The 19,059-nt window shown below is 41.4% G+C and carries 19 protein-coding genes; 17 read left to right on the top strand and 2 right to left on the bottom strand.

Translation table 11 applies throughout. The annotated features are described in order from the left end of the window. Positions 1-31: 31 nt before the first annotated feature. A complete protein-coding gene (locus tag ACTHOQ_RS01725; protein ID WP_440494063.1) occupies positions 32-370 on the bottom strand; it encodes a MerR family transcriptional regulator in 339 nt (112 codons plus the stop codon). 258 nt (positions 371-628) lie between these two features. On the opposite strand from ACTHOQ_RS01725, the gene xerD reads away from it, so the two are divergent. The 10 genes from xerD to ACTHOQ_RS01675 all read left to right on the top strand — a co-directional run bounded on the left by xerD (position 629) and on the right by ACTHOQ_RS01675 (position 11,480). Beyond that, a complete protein-coding gene (xerD, locus tag ACTHOQ_RS01720; protein WP_440493941.1) occupies positions 629-1,531 on the top strand; it encodes a site-specific tyrosine recombinase XerD in 903 nt (300 codons plus the stop codon). A gap of 170 nt (positions 1,532-1,701) precedes the next feature. Beyond that, positions 1,702-2,880, top strand: coding sequence for a phosphopentomutase (deoB, locus tag ACTHOQ_RS01715; protein WP_440493940.1), 1,179 nt, complete (start codon positions 1,702-1,704; stop codon positions 2,878-2,880). A 14-nt stretch (positions 2,881-2,894) separates the two neighbouring features. Beyond that, the gene (locus tag ACTHOQ_RS01710; protein ID WP_440493939.1) at positions 2,895-4,199 is read left to right on the top strand and encodes a pyrimidine-nucleoside phosphorylase; all 1,305 of its coding nucleotides are present in this window, start codon (positions 2,895-2,897) and stop codon (positions 4,197-4,199) included. A gap of 151 nt (positions 4,200-4,350) precedes the next feature. Further along, the gene (locus ACTHOQ_RS01705; RefSeq protein ID WP_440493938.1) at positions 4,351-6,126 is read left to right on the top strand and encodes a SulP family inorganic anion transporter; all 1,776 of its coding nucleotides are present in this window, start codon (positions 4,351-4,353) and stop codon (positions 6,124-6,126) included. Between the two features lie 233 nt (positions 6,127-6,359). Further along, complete coding sequence (locus ACTHOQ_RS01700) at positions 6,360-6,722, top strand: STAS domain-containing protein (RefSeq protein WP_440493937.1); 363 nt, start codon at positions 6,360-6,362, stop codon at positions 6,720-6,722. Then, entirely contained in the window at positions 6,707-7,147 is a 441-nt protein-coding gene (gene spoIIAB, locus ACTHOQ_RS01695; RefSeq protein WP_440493936.1) for an anti-sigma F factor, read from the top strand. Before ACTHOQ_RS01700 ends, spoIIAB begins: the two co-directional genes overlap by 16 nt. Before the next feature lie 12 nt (positions 7,148-7,159). Next, positions 7,160-7,939 carry a SigF/SigG family RNA polymerase sporulation sigma factor gene (locus tag ACTHOQ_RS01690; protein WP_440493935.1) on the top strand — a complete coding sequence of 260 codons (780 nt, stop codon included), beginning with the start codon at positions 7,160-7,162 and terminating at the stop codon, positions 7,937-7,939. Further along, positions 7,936-9,378: a spore germination protein gene (locus ACTHOQ_RS01685; protein ID WP_440493934.1), complete on the top strand. Its 1,443-nt coding sequence runs from the start codon at positions 7,936-7,938 to the stop codon at positions 9,376-9,378. Before ACTHOQ_RS01690 ends, ACTHOQ_RS01685 begins: the two co-directional genes overlap by 4 nt. A gap of 103 nt (positions 9,379-9,481) precedes the next feature. Continuing rightward, a complete protein-coding gene (gene lysA / locus ACTHOQ_RS01680) occupies positions 9,482-10,798 on the top strand; it encodes a diaminopimelate decarboxylase (RefSeq protein WP_440493933.1) in 1,317 nt (438 codons plus the stop codon). A gap of 322 nt (positions 10,799-11,120) precedes the next feature. After that, positions 11,121-11,480 (top strand): GNAT family N-acetyltransferase, encoded by a 360-nt coding sequence (locus tag ACTHOQ_RS01675; protein WP_440493932.1) that lies wholly within the window; start codon positions 11,121-11,123, stop codon positions 11,478-11,480. A gap of 1 nt (position 11,481) precedes the next feature. Here ACTHOQ_RS01675 and ACTHOQ_RS01670 read toward each other — a convergent pair whose 3' ends face one another. Next, the gene (locus tag ACTHOQ_RS01670) at positions 11,482-11,982 is read right to left on the bottom strand and encodes a DUF309 domain-containing protein (protein WP_440493931.1); all 501 of its coding nucleotides are present in this window, start codon (positions 11,980-11,982) and stop codon (positions 11,482-11,484) included. Between the two features lie 153 nt (positions 11,983-12,135). Here ACTHOQ_RS01670 and ACTHOQ_RS01665 point away from each other — a divergent pair, with 153 nt between their 5' ends. From ACTHOQ_RS01665 to ccsB, 7 genes are all read left to right on the top strand, one after another. Beyond that, positions 12,136-12,918, top strand: a complete 783-nt coding sequence (locus tag ACTHOQ_RS01665; RefSeq protein WP_440493930.1) for a segregation/condensation protein A — start codon at positions 12,136-12,138, stop codon at positions 12,916-12,918. Further along, positions 12,887-13,474, top strand: a complete 588-nt coding sequence (scpB, locus tag ACTHOQ_RS01660; protein ID WP_440493929.1) for an SMC-Scp complex subunit ScpB — start codon at positions 12,887-12,889, stop codon at positions 13,472-13,474. Before ACTHOQ_RS01665 ends, scpB begins: the two co-directional genes overlap by 32 nt. 12 nt (positions 13,475-13,486) lie before the next feature. Continuing rightward, on the top strand, positions 13,487-14,461 hold the full coding sequence (locus tag ACTHOQ_RS01655) for a D-alanyl-D-alanine carboxypeptidase family protein (RefSeq protein ID WP_440493928.1): 975 nt from the start codon (positions 13,487-13,489) through the stop codon (positions 14,459-14,461). Between the two features lie 261 nt (positions 14,462-14,722). Further along, positions 14,723-15,466: a pseudouridine synthase gene (locus tag ACTHOQ_RS01650; RefSeq protein ID WP_440493927.1), complete on the top strand. Its 744-nt coding sequence runs from the start codon at positions 14,723-14,725 to the stop codon at positions 15,464-15,466. Positions 15,467-15,572: 106 nt separating this feature from the next. Then, the gene (gene resA / locus ACTHOQ_RS01645) at positions 15,573-16,106 is read left to right on the top strand and encodes a thiol-disulfide oxidoreductase ResA (RefSeq protein WP_440493926.1); all 534 of its coding nucleotides are present in this window, start codon (positions 15,573-15,575) and stop codon (positions 16,104-16,106) included. Positions 16,107-16,119: 13 nt separating this feature from the next. Further along, positions 16,120-17,778: a cytochrome c biogenesis ResB family protein gene (locus tag ACTHOQ_RS01640; RefSeq protein WP_440493925.1), complete on the top strand. Its 1,659-nt coding sequence runs from the start codon at positions 16,120-16,122 to the stop codon at positions 17,776-17,778. After that, entirely contained in the window at positions 17,775-18,959 is a 1,185-nt protein-coding gene (gene ccsB, locus ACTHOQ_RS01635) for a c-type cytochrome biogenesis protein CcsB (protein WP_440493924.1), read from the top strand. Before ACTHOQ_RS01640 ends, ccsB begins: the two co-directional genes overlap by 4 nt. Positions 18,960-19,059 lie beyond the last annotated feature (100 nt).

Genomic DNA, 19,059 nt, shown 5'->3' with positions numbered 1-19,059 from the left:
CGTCCTACTCGCGAAGTAGAACGTTCACCTCCTAGTTGTTCAAAATTAATAAAAGTGATTGCATAAGGGCAACACTTTCAGGCGACACTTTTTTACGAAGTTTTTGTCGCTCTTTGTCATCCAAATGTTCCATTAAAACGGTCACGTCATGTTCCAGCTTGCGCATTTGCAAACGAATATCCTGAACATCGATTTCTTCGGGCTTATTTTCTGTTGGTGCGAGCAATCGATGTATTTCTTCCAAGCATTTTCCGAGCTTTTTCTGCTCCTCGATCCAGCGAATGCGTTCAATCATTTCTTTATCATAATAGCGATAATTGGATGCCGAACGTTCAACTTTAAGAAGACCCAAATTTGTATAATAATCAATTGTTCGTTTTGTGACGCCTGTTGCAGTCGCAAGCTCCCCAATTTTTAATTTGTCGATCCCAAATTATCACCTCAATCTATAACGTTTTAGTTTCAAGGATAACGTAAATAGTACATTTTGTAAATAAAATCCGATCCTGCTTATTTACAGCTATCATTTATTAGTAGAAAAAATAAATTGGGTGATGGACAATCTTTAACGACGGGGCGTGTGAAATGGTAAAATGAATGTATATATTGCAAGAGGGGCGATTTATTTATGCAAGCTTTAAAAGATTCAATAGATGATTATCTTCATTTCATAAAGGTGGAACGACAGCTTTCGGACAATACATTACAATCCTATAAACGTGATTTGATCGCATATGCACGTCATATTCATGATGAACAACAGTTGAAGGCTTTTCAGGAAGTAGTGCGCGAACATATTTTGCTTTATTTGGATAGTCTGCGGTCATTAGGCAAATCGTCGAAAACTGTTTCGAGGCAAATTTCATCGATTCGCTCTTTTCACCAATTTCTGCTTCGTGAAAAAGTGACAGATCAGGATCCTACCGTGCATTTAGAAATGCCGAAGAAAGAACAAACTTTACCGAAAGTCTTATCAATTGAAGAGATTGACGCACTGCTGACTGCACCGTCCATTGATAAACCCCAGGGCATTAGGGATATTGCCATTTTGGAAATAATGTACGGCACAGGGATGCGGATTAGCGAGCTGATTGAATTAAATTTAGAAGATGTCCATATTACGATGGGCTTTGTCCGTGTATTCGGTAAAGGAGGGAAGGAGCGCATTGTTCCGCTTGGCCGGGGAGCGCTAAAGGCATGTGCAAACTATTTGGAGGAAGCAAGATCCCAGCTTTTGGGGAATGCGCCAAAAAATGATGCGCTTTTCATTACGCAAAGAGGGAAACGATTCACTAGACAAGGCTGCTGGAAAATTATTAAAGACCATGCGGAAACAGCCAACATACCAAAAGAAATAACGCCGCACGTATTGAGGCATTCGTTCGCCACGCATTTAATTGAAAATGGGGCGGATTTGCGTGCAGTCCAGGAGCTTTTAGGCCATGCAGATATATCAACAACACAAATCTATACACATGTAAGCAAAACGCGTTTGTCCGAAGTATATAAACAATTCCATCCGCGCGCATAGGAAAAAATGCGCTAAAAACTAGCCGTAAATAATGTTATACAATTAAGGTTAACAACAAGCGCGAAGTTATAAACTACGTTAATAAAATAAATTCCGTTGATATCGGATGTCTGACCTTTATTTGTTTCGGTATTTTATGTAAAATAGAGAAGAAGAGGAGTGAAAGCATTATGCAACCATTTAAGAAAATACATGTAATCGTAATGGACTCTGTTGGAATCGGTGAAGCGCCGGACGCACATAAGTTTGGCGATGTTGGCTCACATACATTAGGACATATTGCAGAAAAAATGGAAGGCTTAAATATGCCGAATTTGGAGAAAATGGGCTTAGCGAATATCCGCGAGCTAAAAGGCATAAATAAAGTTGAAAAACCTTCAGCATTTTATGGCATGATGCAAGAAGCGTCTGTAGGCAAAGATACAATGACCGGCCATTGGGAAATCATGGGTCTTAACATTGATACGCCATTTAAAGTATATCCGGAAGGCTTCCCTCAAGAGCTGATTGCTCAATTGGAAGAAGCGACAGGTCGTAAAGTGCTTTGTAACTTGCCATATAGCGGAACAGCCGTCATTGATGATTATGGGCAAGAACATATGGAAACAGGTGCATTGATCGTTTATACATCGGCAGACCCTGTTTTGCAAATTGCGGCACATGAAGAAATCATTCCGGTTGACGAATTGTACAAAATTTGTGAAATCGCCCGTGAATTAACGTTACGTCCTGAATTTTTAGTAGGACGGGTTATTGCACGTCCATTCGTTGGGACGCCGGGTAATTTCAAGCGTACGGCAAACCGTCACGATTATGCATTAACACCATTCGGACGTACGACAATGGCTGAAATGAAAGATTCGAATTTGGACGTTATTGCGATCGGTAAAATTTCGGACATCTTTAATGGTGATGGAGTAACAGAAGCGATCCGAACGAAAGATAACACGGATGGCATGGATAAAATGGTGGAAGTCGTTCGGCGTGATTTCCACGGATTAAGCTTTTTAAACTTAGTGGATTTTGATGCAAACTTTGGTCATCGACGCGACCCGATCGGTTATGGCGAAGCATTGGAAGAATTTGATCGTCGCTTGCCGGAAGTTTTGGAAGCGTTAACAGAGGATGATTTGCTGATCATCACCGCGGATCATGGGAACGACCCGACATTCCCGGGTACAGACCATACGCGCGAATATGTTCCGTTAATTGTTTACTCGCCGCGTTTTGAAGTTGGTGCGCATTTACAATTGCGTGAAACATTTGCGGATATTGCAGCGACAATTGCCGACAATTTTAATATTGTGGCACCACAGTTCGGGAAAAGCTTTTTACCGGAACTGAAATAAGGGGGATTCACAAAATGAGAATGGTAGACATTATTGAAAAAAAACGCGATGGTGAAGAGTTGACGACAGAGGAAATCCGCTTCTTTGTCGAAGGTTATACAGAAGGTTCTATTCCGGACTATCAAGCAAGCGCGCTTTGCATGGCTATTTACTTTAAGGATATGACAGATCGCGAACGTGCTGATTTAACGATGGCAATGGTGGAGTCAGGTGATCAAATCGACCTTTCTTCCATTGAAGGTGTGAAAGTGGATAAGCATTCAACTGGCGGTGTTGGCGATACGACGACATTGCCATTAGCCGCAATGGTGGCAGCTGTAGGTGTTCCAGTAGCGAAAATGAGCGGGCGCGGCTTGGGGCATACAGGCGGTACAATCGATAAACTAGAGGCGATTGAAGGCTTCCATGTGGAACTATCAAGCGAAGAGTTTGCAAAACAAGTGAATGAAATCGGGATGGCTGTTATCGGCCAATCTGGCAACTTGACGCCAGCGGACAAAAAGATTTATGCATTGCGCGACGTAACAGGAACGGTTTCAAGCATTCCGCTAATTGCCGGCTCGATTATGTCGAAAAAAATCGCTGCAGGTTCGGATGCGATTGTCCTTGATGTAAAGACAGGTGATGGCGCATTTATGAAGACTGTGGAAGATTCCATTCTTTTAGCGGAAGCAATGGTGAAAATCGGAAATAATGTTGGCCGTAAAACAATGGCGATCATATCGGATATGAGCCAGCCTTTAGGCTATGCAATCGGGAATGCACTTGAAGTTCAAGAAGCGATCGATACATTAAAAGGTAAAGGACCTGCAGATTTAAACGAGCTTTGCTACACATTAGGCTCCCAAATGGTTGTTTTAGGCGGTAAAGCAGAGACGATCGTGGAAGCGCGCAAAATGCTCGAGGAAGTTGTAGCAAATGGGGCAGCATTGGATGTACTGAAAAAATTTATCGCTGCACAAGGCGGAGACGCTTCTGTAGTAGACGAACCTTCCCGCTTGCCACAAGCAAAATTCAAGTTTGACGTTCCGGCAAAACAAGCTGGATACATTGCGAAAATCGAAGCGGATGATATCGGCACCGCTGCAATGCTTTTAGGTGCGGGGCGTGCAACGAAGGAATCGGAAATTGATTTGGCGGTAGGCCTTGTCTTACGCAAAAAAGTGGGCGACAAAGTAGAAGAAGGCGAATCGCTTATGACGATTCATGCCAACACGGAAAATGTCGACACAGTGCTGGAGAAAATTTATGCACATATATACATTTCTTCAGAAAAAGTGGAAGCGCCGAAATTAATCGAAGCAATCATTACGAAATGACGGCATGACAAGCCTTTTGCAGTCCAAAATGGATTTGCAAAAGGCTTTTTTTTCCTTTAAAAAATTTATAAATATGGTAAAATATGAATGAAATTACTATTATACGTACGGAAAACGCTGCATGAAGAATAATTGGAGAAGAAGGGATTATATGCAAGTTAAATGGTCCGGGAGATTTGAAGGCTATTCATTTGCCCATTTTAAAAAGGATTTATTGTCGGGGACGATTGTGGGGATCATCGCAGTCCCGCTGGCTATGTCCTTTGCCATTGCTTCAGGGGTCAAACCAGAATATGGCATTTACACGGCGATTATTGCGGGGATTCTAATTTCTTTGATAGGCGGCTCAAAATTCCAGATAGGTGGTCCGACCGGCGCATTTGTACCAGTATTGCTCGGTATCGTATTAGTATATGGCTATGAAAACTTGCTCATCGCCGGATTAATGGCTGGAATCATGCTGCTGTTAATGGGGATATTCAAGTTGGGAACGTTGATCAAATTTATTCCAAGGCCGGTTACAGTAGGCTTTACCGCGGGGATTGCGGTAATAATTTTTACAGGGCAAGTGGGGAACTTTTTAGGATTGTCGAATATGGAGCAGCATGAGAAATTTCATATGAATTTGCTCGAAATCAGCTCGAATATGAATACGATCAATTTTTATAGCGTGCTTGTCGCAATGGTTTGTTTGGCGATGATCCTTATCACACCGAAAATATTGCCAAAAGTTCCGGGGGCGCTTGTAGGGATTGTCGTTTCATCAATTGTGACGGTTTTGTTTTTGCGAGGGCATGTCGCGACGATTGGCTCTACATATGGGGCGATCCCAAATACATTGCCGCAGTTTCAAGTTCCTGATATTACATTCGAGCAGGTTTATTTGCTGCTAGGTCCCGCTTTTGTTATTGCCATGCTCGGCGGGATTGAATCATTGCTGTCGGCGGTTGTCGCTGACGGCATGACAAACAGTAAACATCATAGCAACCGTGAGCTTATCGGACAAGGTGTTGCAAATATTGTTACACCATTTTTCGGAGGGATTCCTGCTACGGGAGCCATTGCGCGAACAGCCACAAATATTAAAACAGGGGCAACTTCGCCGATGTCAGGTATTATCCATGGTCTATTCGTTTTATTAACATTGTTATTGCTTGCACCGCTCGCTGTCCATATACCGCTTGCCAGTTTGGCGCCTGTGTTAATGATCGTTGCGTGGAATATGAGTGAACGTCATCATTTTTTGCATATACTGAAATTAAAATCCGGCGATTCTCTTGTGCTTGCCATAACATTTTTACTAACCGTATTTACGAGTTTGACATTCGCAGTGGAAGTTGGACTTGTTTTGGCTGTTGCGCTATTTGCAAAACGTATGAGTGAAATGCTCGTCGTTTCAAAGGTGCTGCCCAATTTAGAGAAGGCAGACGGGAAATTGCAGCCTCAAATGGTTTCCGATACACATGATTGTCCGCAAATTAGCGTTTATACGATAGAAGGTGCGCTATTTTTTGGTGCAGCTCAAACATTTGAGCAAATGATATTGAATACGATTCATTATCGTCCCGATGTTTTCATTATCCGGTTAGGGAAAGTGCCTTATATTGATTCGACAGGAGAAGAATATTTTCGCAATATCGTGCAAAATTTTAAATCGAACGGGGGCGAAGTTTTTGTCACTGGTGTGCAGCCTGCCTTAGAGGAAATGCTGAAACGCAGCGGCTTGCATAATTTAATAGAAGAACGAAATTTTTATATGTCGACAGGTGATGCGATCACGGCTGCATTTCAGCATATTAGCTTGGAAAGATGCATTGGCTGCAAGCATTTCGCGTTTAAGGAATGTCAGCTTCTTTCAAAAGGCGAGCAACTCCCGAAAAGCGAAGTGGCCAGGGAGCAGAAGCAATTAGTCGGAACTAATGTGTAATAGGCTGGCATATTTTGAACTATGAATATGTGATGAGAGACTGAGCGGAAAGTTTAACTTTCTACTCAGTCTCTTTTTTTCTTGCTATGAATGATTAAAAATGGCATGTGCTACCTATACTAAAAACAGTTGTCGCAGCAGCACTACTTTTAACGAATGAACACTAGTTTTGTCAGCTGGATAGGAAATTTTTCGAACTTGCCGAATTTGCATGCAAGAAGGAGGCGATGTAGGTGAGTTTTAATTTAACTATGTATCCAAATGATGTATTGATTGTCCAACTTTTCGGTGAACTGGATCATCACGAAACAGAAAAAGTGAGAACACATATATCGAAGGCAATTTTACAAGGCAATGTAAAGCTGCTCGTTTGGAACTTAGAGCATTTACATTTTATGGACAGTTCCGGTGTAGGGTTAGTGCTTGGCAGAATGCGAGAACTCCGAGCTGTCGATGGGCAAACCATTTTATTGAATCCATCAAAAACGATGCAAAAAATATTTCAATACTCCGGGTTAGGCAGTTTCATACAATTTGCATCTGAACAGCAAGTTATTTTACACAGCGAGGGGGATTGTCAATGGATAACGAAATGACGCTAACTTTTTTGGCGCGCAGTGAAAATGAAGGGTTGGCACGAATTGCGGTTACAAGCTTTATGGCGCAGCTCGACCCGACAATAGAAGAGCTTTCGGAATGTAAAACGATCGTATCAGAAGCTGTATCGAATGCCATCATTCATGGCTATGCAAACAATCCAAATGGGGTGATTACTGTCCATGCGGTTCGTTACGGAGCTGAAATTAGCGTGACGATTAAAGATGAAGGCTGCGGCATCGAAAATATCGAACAAGCACGTGAACCTTTATATACGACAAAGCCGGAGCTAGAACGTTCGGGAATGGGCTTCACGATTATGGAAAGCTTCTCAGACTTTTTGCAGGTAGAATCCATGGTCGGACAAGGCACAATCGTAACATTTACGAAACAAATTTTGCCGGTGGGGACACTCGTGACATAACGAAATAAGGGGATGGGGAACATAGAACAGTCATCTGAAACGTTATTAACACAGGCGTATATGCGCGAGCTAATCGCAAAGTCACAAGCTGGCGATCAAGTTGCGAGAAAAACGATGATTGAAGGAAACACTAGACTTGTTTGGTCTATCGTTCAACGCTTTGCATCAAGAGGTGTTGAACTCGAGGATTTGTTTCAAATAGGCTGTATCGGCTTAATGAAGTCAATTGACAAATTTGATTTGTCCTATGAAGTGAAATTTTCCACATATGCAGTGCCGATGATTATCGGTGAGATCCAACGCTTCCTAAGAGATGATGGCATGGTGAAGGTAAGTCGTTCTATACGTGAGCTGAATTTTAAAATTCGGCATGTAACAGATGATTATTTGAAAACAAACGAAAAACCCCCTTCCATTGCAGAGCTGGCCGATATGCTGCAAGTGTCGCAAGAGGATATTTTATTGGCATCAGATGCGATGCGCGACCCTGCAAGCTTGCATGACCAGCTATTTGAAAATGATGGGGATTCGATTACATTGATGGATCAAATGCGGGACGATAAATCCGAGTTGGCGTTTGATTACGTGCCATTGAAGGATATGCTGAAACGATTAGGAAAGCGGGAGCAGTCCATCATTTATTTTCGATATTATTTGGATTTGACCCAAACTGAAATCGCGGAACGGCTCGGTATATCGCAAGTGCAAGTATCGAGGCTGGAAAAGAAGATTTTGGCGCAATTGAAAACATGGATGGACTTATCAAATATGAGTAAGCCGGTGAACAAATGACAAATCAGCTTTTTACATCTAAGGAAATTGCAGAAGGGTTTTTACAATCACAATTCCAGCCGGAAAAAACATTTGATCTTTGTATTAAGGAAATAACGATCAAGAATCTGCCGGCCTTAACGGTATATGTGAGCGGTCTCATCAATGGGGAAAGCTTGACGGAAATCCTAGCTAATCTACAATGGGAGCAAGAAGAAGACATTACGGATGAGCAGGAATATTTTCATGCCCATTTCAATTATTTTGGGGTAGACGAAGCGAAATCAATCGAGGATTTTATGCTCGGTATTTTAAGCGGAAGGGTAGGATTCGTCACAAAAAGCGGCTTTTGCTATTTAGCTGAATTCCGCAATTATCCTGGACGCAACCCTGAAGAGCCCGATAATGAAAAAGTCATTCGCGGCTCAAGAGATGGTTTTGCGGAAAATATTATACAAAACACGGCATTGATACGCCGAAGATTGCGAAGCGAAAAGCTAAGGTTTGAAATGTACCATGTTTCGACATATGGCAAAACTGACGTCGTTATTTCTTATATGAGCGATTTAGTCAATGAGTCACATTTGCATTGGCTGATTGAACGGCTTCATCAAATTAAGCATGATGGGCTGACGATGAGCGATAAATCGTTGGAGGAATGGCTGTTCAAGCAGAAATTCCATCCATTGCCTTTCGTTCGTTATACAGAGCGGCCGGACATTGTAGCAGCACATATATTGGAAGGACATATTGCGATTCTTGTCGATACATCGCCGTCGGTTATGCTTATTCCGGTTACGATGTTCCATTTACTGCAGCATGCTGAGGAATACCGGCAAGCACCATTAGTTGGTACAATGATGCGTTTACTGAGATTTGGAGCGGTGTTTTTAAGTTTTGTGCTGCTGCCTTTTTGGTATTTGCTTGCCACGAATCCCGAGCTTCTCCCTAAAAGTTTGGCGTTTATAGGCTTAAGTGAAAAAAGTGAAATACCGCTGTTTCTGCAAATACTGATCGCAGATATCGGAATAGAATATTTACGGATTGCCGCGATTCATACGCCGACACCATTATCAACGGCAATGGGGTTGATTGCGGGGATTATCATCGGCCAAATTGCGATCGACGTCGGGTTATTTTCAAGCGAAGTTGTATTATATACAGCGGTTACGGCAATCTTCACATTTGCGATACCGAATTATGAGCTGAGCATTTCCGTGAAAGTGTTCCGTCTATTGCTTTTATCGGCAACAGCGTTATTTGGCATAAATGGGTTCTTTATCGGAGTATTCCTGCTTTTCACTTATTTATGTTCGCTAAAGCCGATGAATGTCCCGTATTTATGGCCGCTCGTTCCGTTTTTCCCGAAAGCGTTTTTCCGTGTCATTATTCGTACGCCGATGTCAGAGGATGCACTAAGACCGTTTGTAGTCGGCGCGAAACAGCGAAAACGGGCATGAACACACATTGCATGAGCGTGTCTCCTATGTTAAAGTTCTCATATGATATTTTGTGATTTTTGAGAATATTAGCGCGGATAAGCTAAAGTTAGGGGAGAACACAATGCACTTATACGGAACACAACAAATTAATGACCAAGGCCATTTGACAATTGGCGGAGTTGATACGATTGAACTTGCAAAAAAATATGGTACACCATTATTCGTTTATGATGCGGCACTCATTCGTAAACGTGCACGCGGCTTCATCGATACTTTTGAAAAGCTAGGTGTACCAGCGCAAGTCGCGTATGCATCAAAAGCATTTGCATGCGTCGCGGCATATCAATTGGCAGCACAGGAAAATCTATCGCTGGATGTCGTGTCGGGCGGCGAGCTTTTCACAGCTATTAAAGCAGGATTCCCGGCAGAGCGAATCCATTTCCACGGCAACAATAAATCAATGGCTGAACTTGAGTTGGCATTTGAAACAGGCATCGGATGTATCGTAGTCGACAATTTTTATGAGATTTCTTGCATTAAGCAATTAGCACAACAAAAAAAACGAAAAATGAAAATTCTACTGCGTGTAACACCGGGTGTTGAAGCACATACACATGATTTTATTACGACGGGCCAGGCGGATTCAAAATTTGGCTTTGACTTAAACAATGGACAAGCTGATGAGGCATTTAGGCAAGTAGCAATCGATGAATACATCGAGCTATTAGGCTTACATTGCCATATCGGCTCCCAAATTTTTGAAACAGAAGGCTTCAGTTTGGCGGCGGGCAAAGTAATGCAGAAAATGGGAGCGTGGAAAGAACAACATGGCTTTGAAACGCAAGTTTTAAACTTAGGCGGCGGCTTTGGCATTCGTTATACAGAAGAGGACAGACCACTTGAGCCACATGAATATGTAGCGGATATGATTCGAACAGTGCAAGCCGAAAGTGCCGAACTCAATATGGCGATGCCGGAAATTTGGATTGAGCCAGGTCGTTCTTTAGTAGGAGACGCAGGTACATCACTTTATACAATTGGTTCACAAAAAACAGTGCCTAGTGTGCGAGAATATATTGCAGTTGATGGGGGAATGAGCGATAATATACGCCCCGCACTATACGATGCAAAATATGAAGCGATTATTGCCAACAAAGCAAATGACGCAAAAACTAGTACATATACTGTTGCGGGCAAGCTATGTGAGTCAGGGGATAAACTCATTGTTGATGCGGCATTGCAAAAGGCTGAAACAGGTGATATATTAGCGATGTTCTGTACAGGCGCATATGGTTATTCCATGGCATCAAACTACAACCGGATTCCAAGGCCTGCTGTTGTATTCGTTGAAAATGGCGAACATCAATTAGCCATTAAACGCGAAAGCTATGAGGATCTTGTCATAAATGATCTGCCGTTAACATTAAAAAAAGGGTGAATAATCGTTGAAATTATCGAAGCAAGCAAAATGGGGTATCGGCCTGCTACTTGGGATTACTGTTTGGTCGCTCATTTTTATCTACATTATCAGTCCGCTAATTTATCAATTTACAAACTAGTATAAGTGCCTTTTACAATCAATTACGCCTTGGGGTAATTGTGTTAGAATGCGAATTTGTGACATTCGTCGGAGGCTTTAGCTTCTTTCAGCCAGTGCTTGAACACAGGCTGAAAGAAGTTAAACATTGGAAAATTGTGTTATTGCAATTCGTTCAATCTTTTGATAGGATTTGCAATGGTAGAATTGAGGGAATGTGAAAATGTTAGTTCGATATAAAAAAGCACTTGAAAAAATCGCAATGGGATTAATTTCGTTAATGCCGCAGGAAAAAGACATTAAACGCTTAATGGAAACCATTCAACAATATGACCAAAATGAAAATTGGACACTGTATTTATGGAAAAAGGGTGATGAATATGTAGGGACGGTAGGGATTGTGGAAGAAGAGAAGACCGCGATCATTCAACATATTACCGTTATACCATCCTACCGCGGAGAAGGTGTCGCATTGGAGATGCTACAAGAGCTTCAGGACATGGGATATGAACATATTCAGGCAAACGATGATACAAGTGCATTTGTCCAAAAATGTATACCTATATTAAAAGAAGCAGACTAGCTTATAGTCGGCTTCTTTTTTTAAATTCTCTTGCTTCGAGTATTTCTGAACGATCCCGAAGCATATGTTTATTGAAAATAAAGTGCGGATCCAATGGGGGGAGCAATTTTATTTTATCTTCCACGGATTTTAGCAGCTTCCCGTTTTCAATAGGAAGTGAAAAGCGGGTAAATGGTGTATTTGCCTCTATTTTTTGCAGATGCAATTTCATTGTCGGATGCAATTCTTCCAAATCGACGAAATCGAAGAACTCGCTTTCCCTATTATGTTCAAAGTTTGAAATGGCTTTGCCCAACATACGCTTTGCACCAGAAAAGTTTCCCCGTCTCCAATGATACATACCCGTCGCAAGCTGTACATAGCCTACGAGCGGGTGGAGCTTTTGGCTTGGGGCAATTTCCTTCCAGTATTCCTCTAAAACTTCATGGCATTCAAAATAGTCATCATTGCCATTAAAATATGCGCAATAATCGACAAACAGTGGATGAAACAAAGGATGCATTGTGGTCACCTTTCCTCTATACTTATTTAAGTAGGTTCTGCGGTATTTTGTTGAATCATGGCGAATTTAATGATAGGCAGAACGGATTTTTAATCATAGCGCAAATTACATGAAAAAGATAATTTTCGACTTAAACGAAACAGGTGGTATTTTATGTCTTATGAAGTAAAGCTAGATGCCTTTAGCGGACCTCTAGATTTATTATTGCATTTAATTCATCGCTTGGAAATTGATATATACGATATTCCTATGGCAGAGCTGACGGAGCAGTATATCGATCATATTCATGCGATGCAAACATTGGAATTAAATGAAGCAAGTGAATATTTGGTTATGGCGGCGACATTGCTGGCGATTAAAAGCCGCATGCTCATCCCGATTAACGAAGGCGAGATTGAAGCAGGGGAAATAGAAATCGATGAAGTCGATCCGCGCGAAGAGCTTGTCGCGCGTTTAATCGAATATAAAAAATATAAAGAGGCAGCCGTACAACTACAGGAATTGGAAAGTGAACGAGGGCAAGTATTCACGAAAGCGCCGGCGGACTTATCCGAATATATGCCGGATGAGCAGTTAGCGCTTTTCGATCAAAACGTGAATGTATACGATATGTTAAGCGCATTTCAGAAGCTGATGCGACGCAAACAATTGAAAAAGCCATTAACGACTCGAATTGCTAGACAAGAAATATCATTGAAGGAGCAAATGCGCTCCGTTGTATCGATCATAAAAAATGCAGGTGGAAAAGTAATGTTTTCACAGTTATTTGATGTCGAGGATAAACCGATGCTCGTTTTAACCTTTCTGACATTATTGGAGCTGATGAAGCGCCAAGTCATTTTTGTCGAGCAGCAAAATAATTTTGATGATCTGTCTGTGTTACTGCAAAAGGAGGAAATTGGCGATGAATTCGAACAAATTAATGAGCCGGATTGAGGCACTGCTATTCGTGGCCGGTGATGAAGGTATGACAGTAAAACAACTAGCACAATATATAGAAGTGGAAACGATGGATATTGAGGCGGGATTAAGTGAGCTCCAATCTCAATACAATGAAGAGGAGATGCGCGGCATTACATTGAAACAGCTTGCTGGTACATATCAATTAACAACAAAGCCAGAAGTGGCCGACACGCTGAAAAAATTGATCGAAAATCCGACAAATCAAGTATTGACCGCAGCCTCTTTGGAAGTTTTGGCAATTATTGCGTATAAGCAGCCGATCACGCGCGCTGAAGTTGAAGATTTGCGGGGCGTAAAAAGTGAGCGTCCTATAGCGACACTTGTTTCACGTGCGCTTGTACAGGAAGTAGGAAGGGCAGAGGGAACAGGTCGGGCAATCTTATACGGGACGACAAAAGAGTTCTTAAATTATTTTGGTTTGAAAAGTATAAATGAACTGCCGCCATTGCCTGAAGAAATCGATCAGGAAGATGAACAGCCTACAGATTTATTTTTAACGAAGTTCCAAGAAACATTTAACCAAAATTAAAGGAGTGGCTTTTTGAGAAAGTGGTTTGTTTCTGTCGTTGTTTTATTCGTATTATTTGGCACCCCCGTGAAAATGGATGCCGCGTATAACAGCTATGTTGTCATTGATGCGGAAAATGGTCGCACATTAATGGGCGCGAATGAGCATGCACGCCTGCCGATCGCAAGTTTAACGAAAATTTGGACCGCTTTAATTGTATTGGAGAATAGCGAGCTCTCAGATGAGGTAGTGGTTTCAAAGGAAGCTGCGATGATGGAAGGCTCGTCGATATACTTGATGGAGAATGAAACCTATACAATTGACTATTTACTCCATGGCCTGATGATGCAATCTGGAAATGATGCGGCTGCTGCACTGGCGGAACATGTTGGTGGATCTGTAGAAGGCTTTGTTCGGCTAATGAATGAAAAGGCACAGCTTTATCAATTACATGAAACAACCTTTACAAATCCAACAGGGCTGCACAATGAAGCTCATCTCTCCTCTGCCTACGATACGGCCAGAATGCTTCAAATTGCGATGCTGCACCCGCAGTTCAAGAAAATAGCGTCAACAAAGCAATTTTCGGATGGCAGGCAATGGAAAAATAAGCATCGACTTATGCATGAAAATGCAGGGGCTGTTTCTGGAAAAACAGGGTATACGAAAGTGGCTGGACGAACACTCGCGACTTATTTTGAACGGGAACAAAAATCATTTGTAGTTGTTACAATAAATGAAGGGAATGATTGGAATGTCCACCGGAACTTAGCGGATATTATCGATCAGAACTTTGAACAGCAAATAATTGTGAAAAAAGGGAAATATGCAGCGAACGGACTTTCCATCGAGCTGGATGAACCGATTAAAATGCTACTTCATAAAAAGGAGCGTCCAAATTTTCAGCATATCGTCAAAGTATCGCGTTTAAAGGATTCAAGACGGGGTGCATGGCTGCTGTATGCAGATGATGTGCTCATTAAGACTAAACTTGTGACAGTAAAATAAGGCTGCTTATTGTCAAAAAAGTGAAATACCTTTAATAAATAACAAAAATATGCCATAATTTCTATTCGTTAAGGAATTATTCTTGCTCGTATTGTGGATAACTAGTCAACTAATTTTCTCAACGTTTATTATGCTGAAAAACAGGACCTCGAGCTATTCGGGGCTGAACAGGCGTTTTTGGCAATATTTAAATAAAAGTGCAAAGACCGAATGCTGAAGAAGCATGCGTCTTTGCAGTTTATCAATCAATGAGGTGAACTTATGGAAAGATTACAAAAAGTAATTGCCTATGCAGGTGTTGCGTCACGACGTAAAGCGGAGCAATTAATCGTGGAAGGCAAAGTAAAAGTGAATGGAACAGTTGTTAAAGAATTGGGGACAAAAGTGTCGAATTCAGACACGATTGAAGTAGAAGGCGTAAAATTGGAGAAAGAAGATAAAGTATACTTCCTGCTATATAAACCGCGTGGCTATATTTCAGCAGTGACAGATGATAAAGGTCGTAAAACTGTTACAGATATTTTTAAAAAGCATGTACACCAGCGCATTTTCCCTGTAGGACGCTTGGATTATGATACGACGGGGCTATTGCTCTTAACGAATGACGGCGAATTTTCCAACTTAATGACACATCCGAAATTCAAGATCGACAAAACTTATATTGCCCGTGTGAAGGGTGTTCCAACAAAGCAAGGTTTAATGAAGCTCCAAAGTGGCATTAAGCTGGAAGATGGGAAAACAGCCCCTGCTAAAGTAAGCATGACGAGTTTTGATGAAAAGGCGGGCAAAGCAATTTGCGAAATCACGATTCATGAAGGACGTAACCGGCAAGTGAGACGCATGTTTGAAGCGATTGGCACACCGGTCGTAAAGCTAAAACGCGAACGCTTTGCTTTTTTGGATTTAACAGGTCTTTCTCCTGGCGAATACCGTCAATTAACGAAGCATGAGGTTAAGCTGTTACGTGTGTTGGCAGAAACAGGGAAAATAGATTACAACAATTAGATAGTGGAAACGTTCATAAATCATTCATAATTAAAAGAATTTTTAATTTGTATTTATTTGCTATAATAGGCAACAGCAGTTGCTGAAAAGGAAGGGGGTTTTTTGTTTGGAAAAAAAGAAAAAACGTTCTGTTACACGCGGCATTATTCTAGCAATTTTAGCAATAGCGATAGGTTATACGGTTTACGCTGCCGTGACGAAGGATAAAATAGAAATTGTCCAAGCTGGTGCAGAGGCGCCTGATTTTGAAGTAGTAGATTTAGACGGAGAAAAACACAGATTGAAAGATTACGATGGAAAGGGAGTCGTACTGAATTTCTGGGGCACATGGTGTGAGCCTTGTGAACGCGAATTCCCTGCAATGACGCGTCAATATGCGGAATTTAAAAACCAGGATGTTCAAATTATTGCCGTTAACTTCGCACAATCGGATTTCGAAGTAAAAAAATACGTGTCGAATATGGGGATGACGTTCCCGGTTGCGATCGATAAAACGAAAAGTGTTTTTACTGCCTATAATATTGGCCCCCTGCCTACATCGATTTTCATTAAGCCGGACGGTACAATAGACCGTATTATAACTGGAGAAATGACCGAAAAAGAAATTGTGCAATATATGGAGTCAATAAAGCCGGAATAGGAGTTTTTACGCTATGAATAAAATACTTTGTGAATGCGGGCATGAAAATCCTGAGGGCACGAACCTCTGCCAAAAATGCGGTTCTCCATTGACAGCGGAGGAGAAAAGCAAAAAGATTGCAGACATGCGCTATGAAGGAACGGCCATTCGTTCAAAAACTTACAATAAGTCGATTGTTGATAAAATCTGGAATTTCTTTTCAAGTGTGAAAGTCGGAATTTCGCTCATCATCATAAATTTAATAGCAGCATCCATTGGTACGATTTTGCCTCAGGAATTTTACGTCAGTGTAGCAACGGACGCTGAAAAAGAGAAGTACTATTCAGATGTATATGGCTGGTTCGGTGAAATATACTATGCGTTAGGTTTATCGGATCTTTATTCGTCCTTATGGTTCCAATTACTTGTATTAATGTTAGGCGTGTCCATCATTATTGCAAGTATTGACAGAGGTATTCCATTACATAAATCTTTAAAAAATCAACGCGTCAAGCGACATACGAGCTTTATGAAACGCCAACGCGTCATTAGTGAAGGCGAGCCTGGAGAAAACCAGGAGCAGACATTGCAGATTGCAGAACAAAAGTTAAAAGATTTAAAGTACAATGTTCGACGTGAAGATAATTCGATTTTAGCCGAGCGCGGGCGTTTTTCACGTTATGGAGCTTACGTAAACCATGTTGGATTAATCGTATTTTTAATCGGTGTCATGCTTCATTTAGTGCCAGGTTTTTATGTCGATGAATCGATGTGGCTGCGGGAGGGCGAAACACGCGCAATACCAGGAATGGACGGCTACTTCTTAAAAAATGATAAATTCATATTGGAAACATACGACAATGACCCGCAAGGAGAGCAAATTAAGCAGGGGATTAATGTCGTCGCAAAAAATTACCAAACAGATGTCACATTATATAAGCAACAAGATAATGCTGTTCCAGGTCAAGCTGAAAATTTAGAGGAAGTGATGCAATACGGCATCCGCGTCAATCATCCGTTAAAGCATGAAGGCTACGGCATTTATCAAATGGACTTCCGTCTAAACGAAATAAAAACAATGATTTTTGATCTCACGCATAAAGAAACTGAGGAATCTCTTGGACAAGTAAGCATCGATTTAACAAGCCCTCAGGAAGAATATGCATTGGAAAATGGTACGAAAGTGGAATTGCTTGGCTTCTACCCGGATTTTTCCGGATTTAAAGAAGGTGTACCGCAAACTGCGACACAAACACCTAATAATCCTGCCTTTATTTTTAAAATGATTACTCCGGAAAAACCTGAAGGAGAAACAAGCTTTGTAGCCATCCAGCAAACGTTGGAGCCTGAAGGGGAAAACGTATATAAAATGAAGTTTTCCAATGTTGAGACACGGAATATGTCAGGCTTAATGGTCCGCTATGATCGCACTATCCCGATTTTATTTGTTGGTGGAATTATCTTTATGATTGGTGTGGCGATCGGCTCGTATTGGAATCATCGCCGAATTTGGATTGAGCAGCTGGCTGACGGAACGATTCGTTTGGCTGCACATACAAATAAAAACTGGTTTGGCATGAAGAAAGATTTGGATGCGTTAACAAAACACGCCCATTTACCTCAATACGTAGATCAGCAAGAATCAGAAAACAGTGAAAATGCTGAAACAGAAAAGGATGGTAAAACGTCATGAGTTTAATCGATTTAAGCGGTTATTTACTGTATGCTGCATTCATTTGTTATTTAATCGGCACATTCCTTTTTGCGGGTGCCATTAAAGAGAAAAATGATACAGCTGCAAGCCGTGCAGACAAATACGGCAAATTGGCGATCGTCATTACAATCATCGGTTTTGCTGCACAGTTAGGGTATTTCATTACACGATGGATTTATACAGGACATGCACCTGTGAGCAATATGTTCGAATTCACGACAGCGTTCGGCATGTTCATCGTATTATCATTCATCATCATTTACTTTATGTATAAAGTTTCGGCACTAGGCGTCGTGGCATTGCCGATTGCGCTGCTTATCATCGGCTATGCTTCGATGTTCCCGACTGAGGTAAGCCCGCTAGTACCGTCATTGCAAAGTCATTGGCTGACGATACATGTAATTACGGCGGCATTAGGTCAATCGATTTTCGGGATCAGTGCAGTAGCGGGTCTTATTTACTTGCTGAAAAATGTGAATATGGATGTCCGGTCAAAAGAGAGTTTTTGGCTGGAAACGGTTATGTATTGCTGTGTATTAGTCGTAGGTTTCGTAGCGGCGACTGTTACATTCAATGTAATGGACTATGAAGCGAAATTTGAATATGTCGATACATTGGACCAAGCAAGCACGACAACATATATGATGCCACCTATTTTCGGCATGAATGAATCTGCAGGGCTTTCAGAAGATCGTATGACACCATTCGTGGAGCTGCCTGCACTTATTGATGCCCGAAAATTAACGACGGTTGTATGGTCGATTGTATTCGGTACGATCATCTATATTTTAATTCGTCTCGTCTTCAGAAAGAAGGTGGCAAAAATGTTCCAGCCATTAGTGAAACGTGTGAATTCGACATTAATGGATGAAATTGCATACCGTTCGATTTTAATTGCGTTCCCAATCTTCACGCTGGGCGCACTGATTTTTGCGATGATTTGGGCGCAAAAAGCATGGGGGCGCTTCTGGGGCTGGGATCCAAAAGAAGTATGGGCACTTATTACATGGCTGTTTTATGCCGCATTTCTGCACTTGCGCTTATCAAAAGGGTGGGAAGGTAAAAAGACTGCCTGGCTTACGGTTATCGGTTTCCTGATTATTTTATTCAATTTAGTAGTTGTAAACCTTGTTATTGCAGGATTGCACTCTTACGCATAATATGAACGTTAAATGTATAAATAATACAGTTTCTTCTAGTGTGCGAAAAAATTATCAAAATATCATAAATTTAGAAAAGTTCTGCCATTTCGGTTGAGCT

This window comes from Solibacillus silvestris, assembly GCF_051967575.1.
In the GTDB taxonomy this organism is placed as follows: Bacteria; Bacillota; Bacilli; order Bacillales_A; family Planococcaceae; genus Solibacillus; species Solibacillus silvestris_B.
This window is presented reverse-complemented; position numbering and strand designations above follow the sequence as displayed.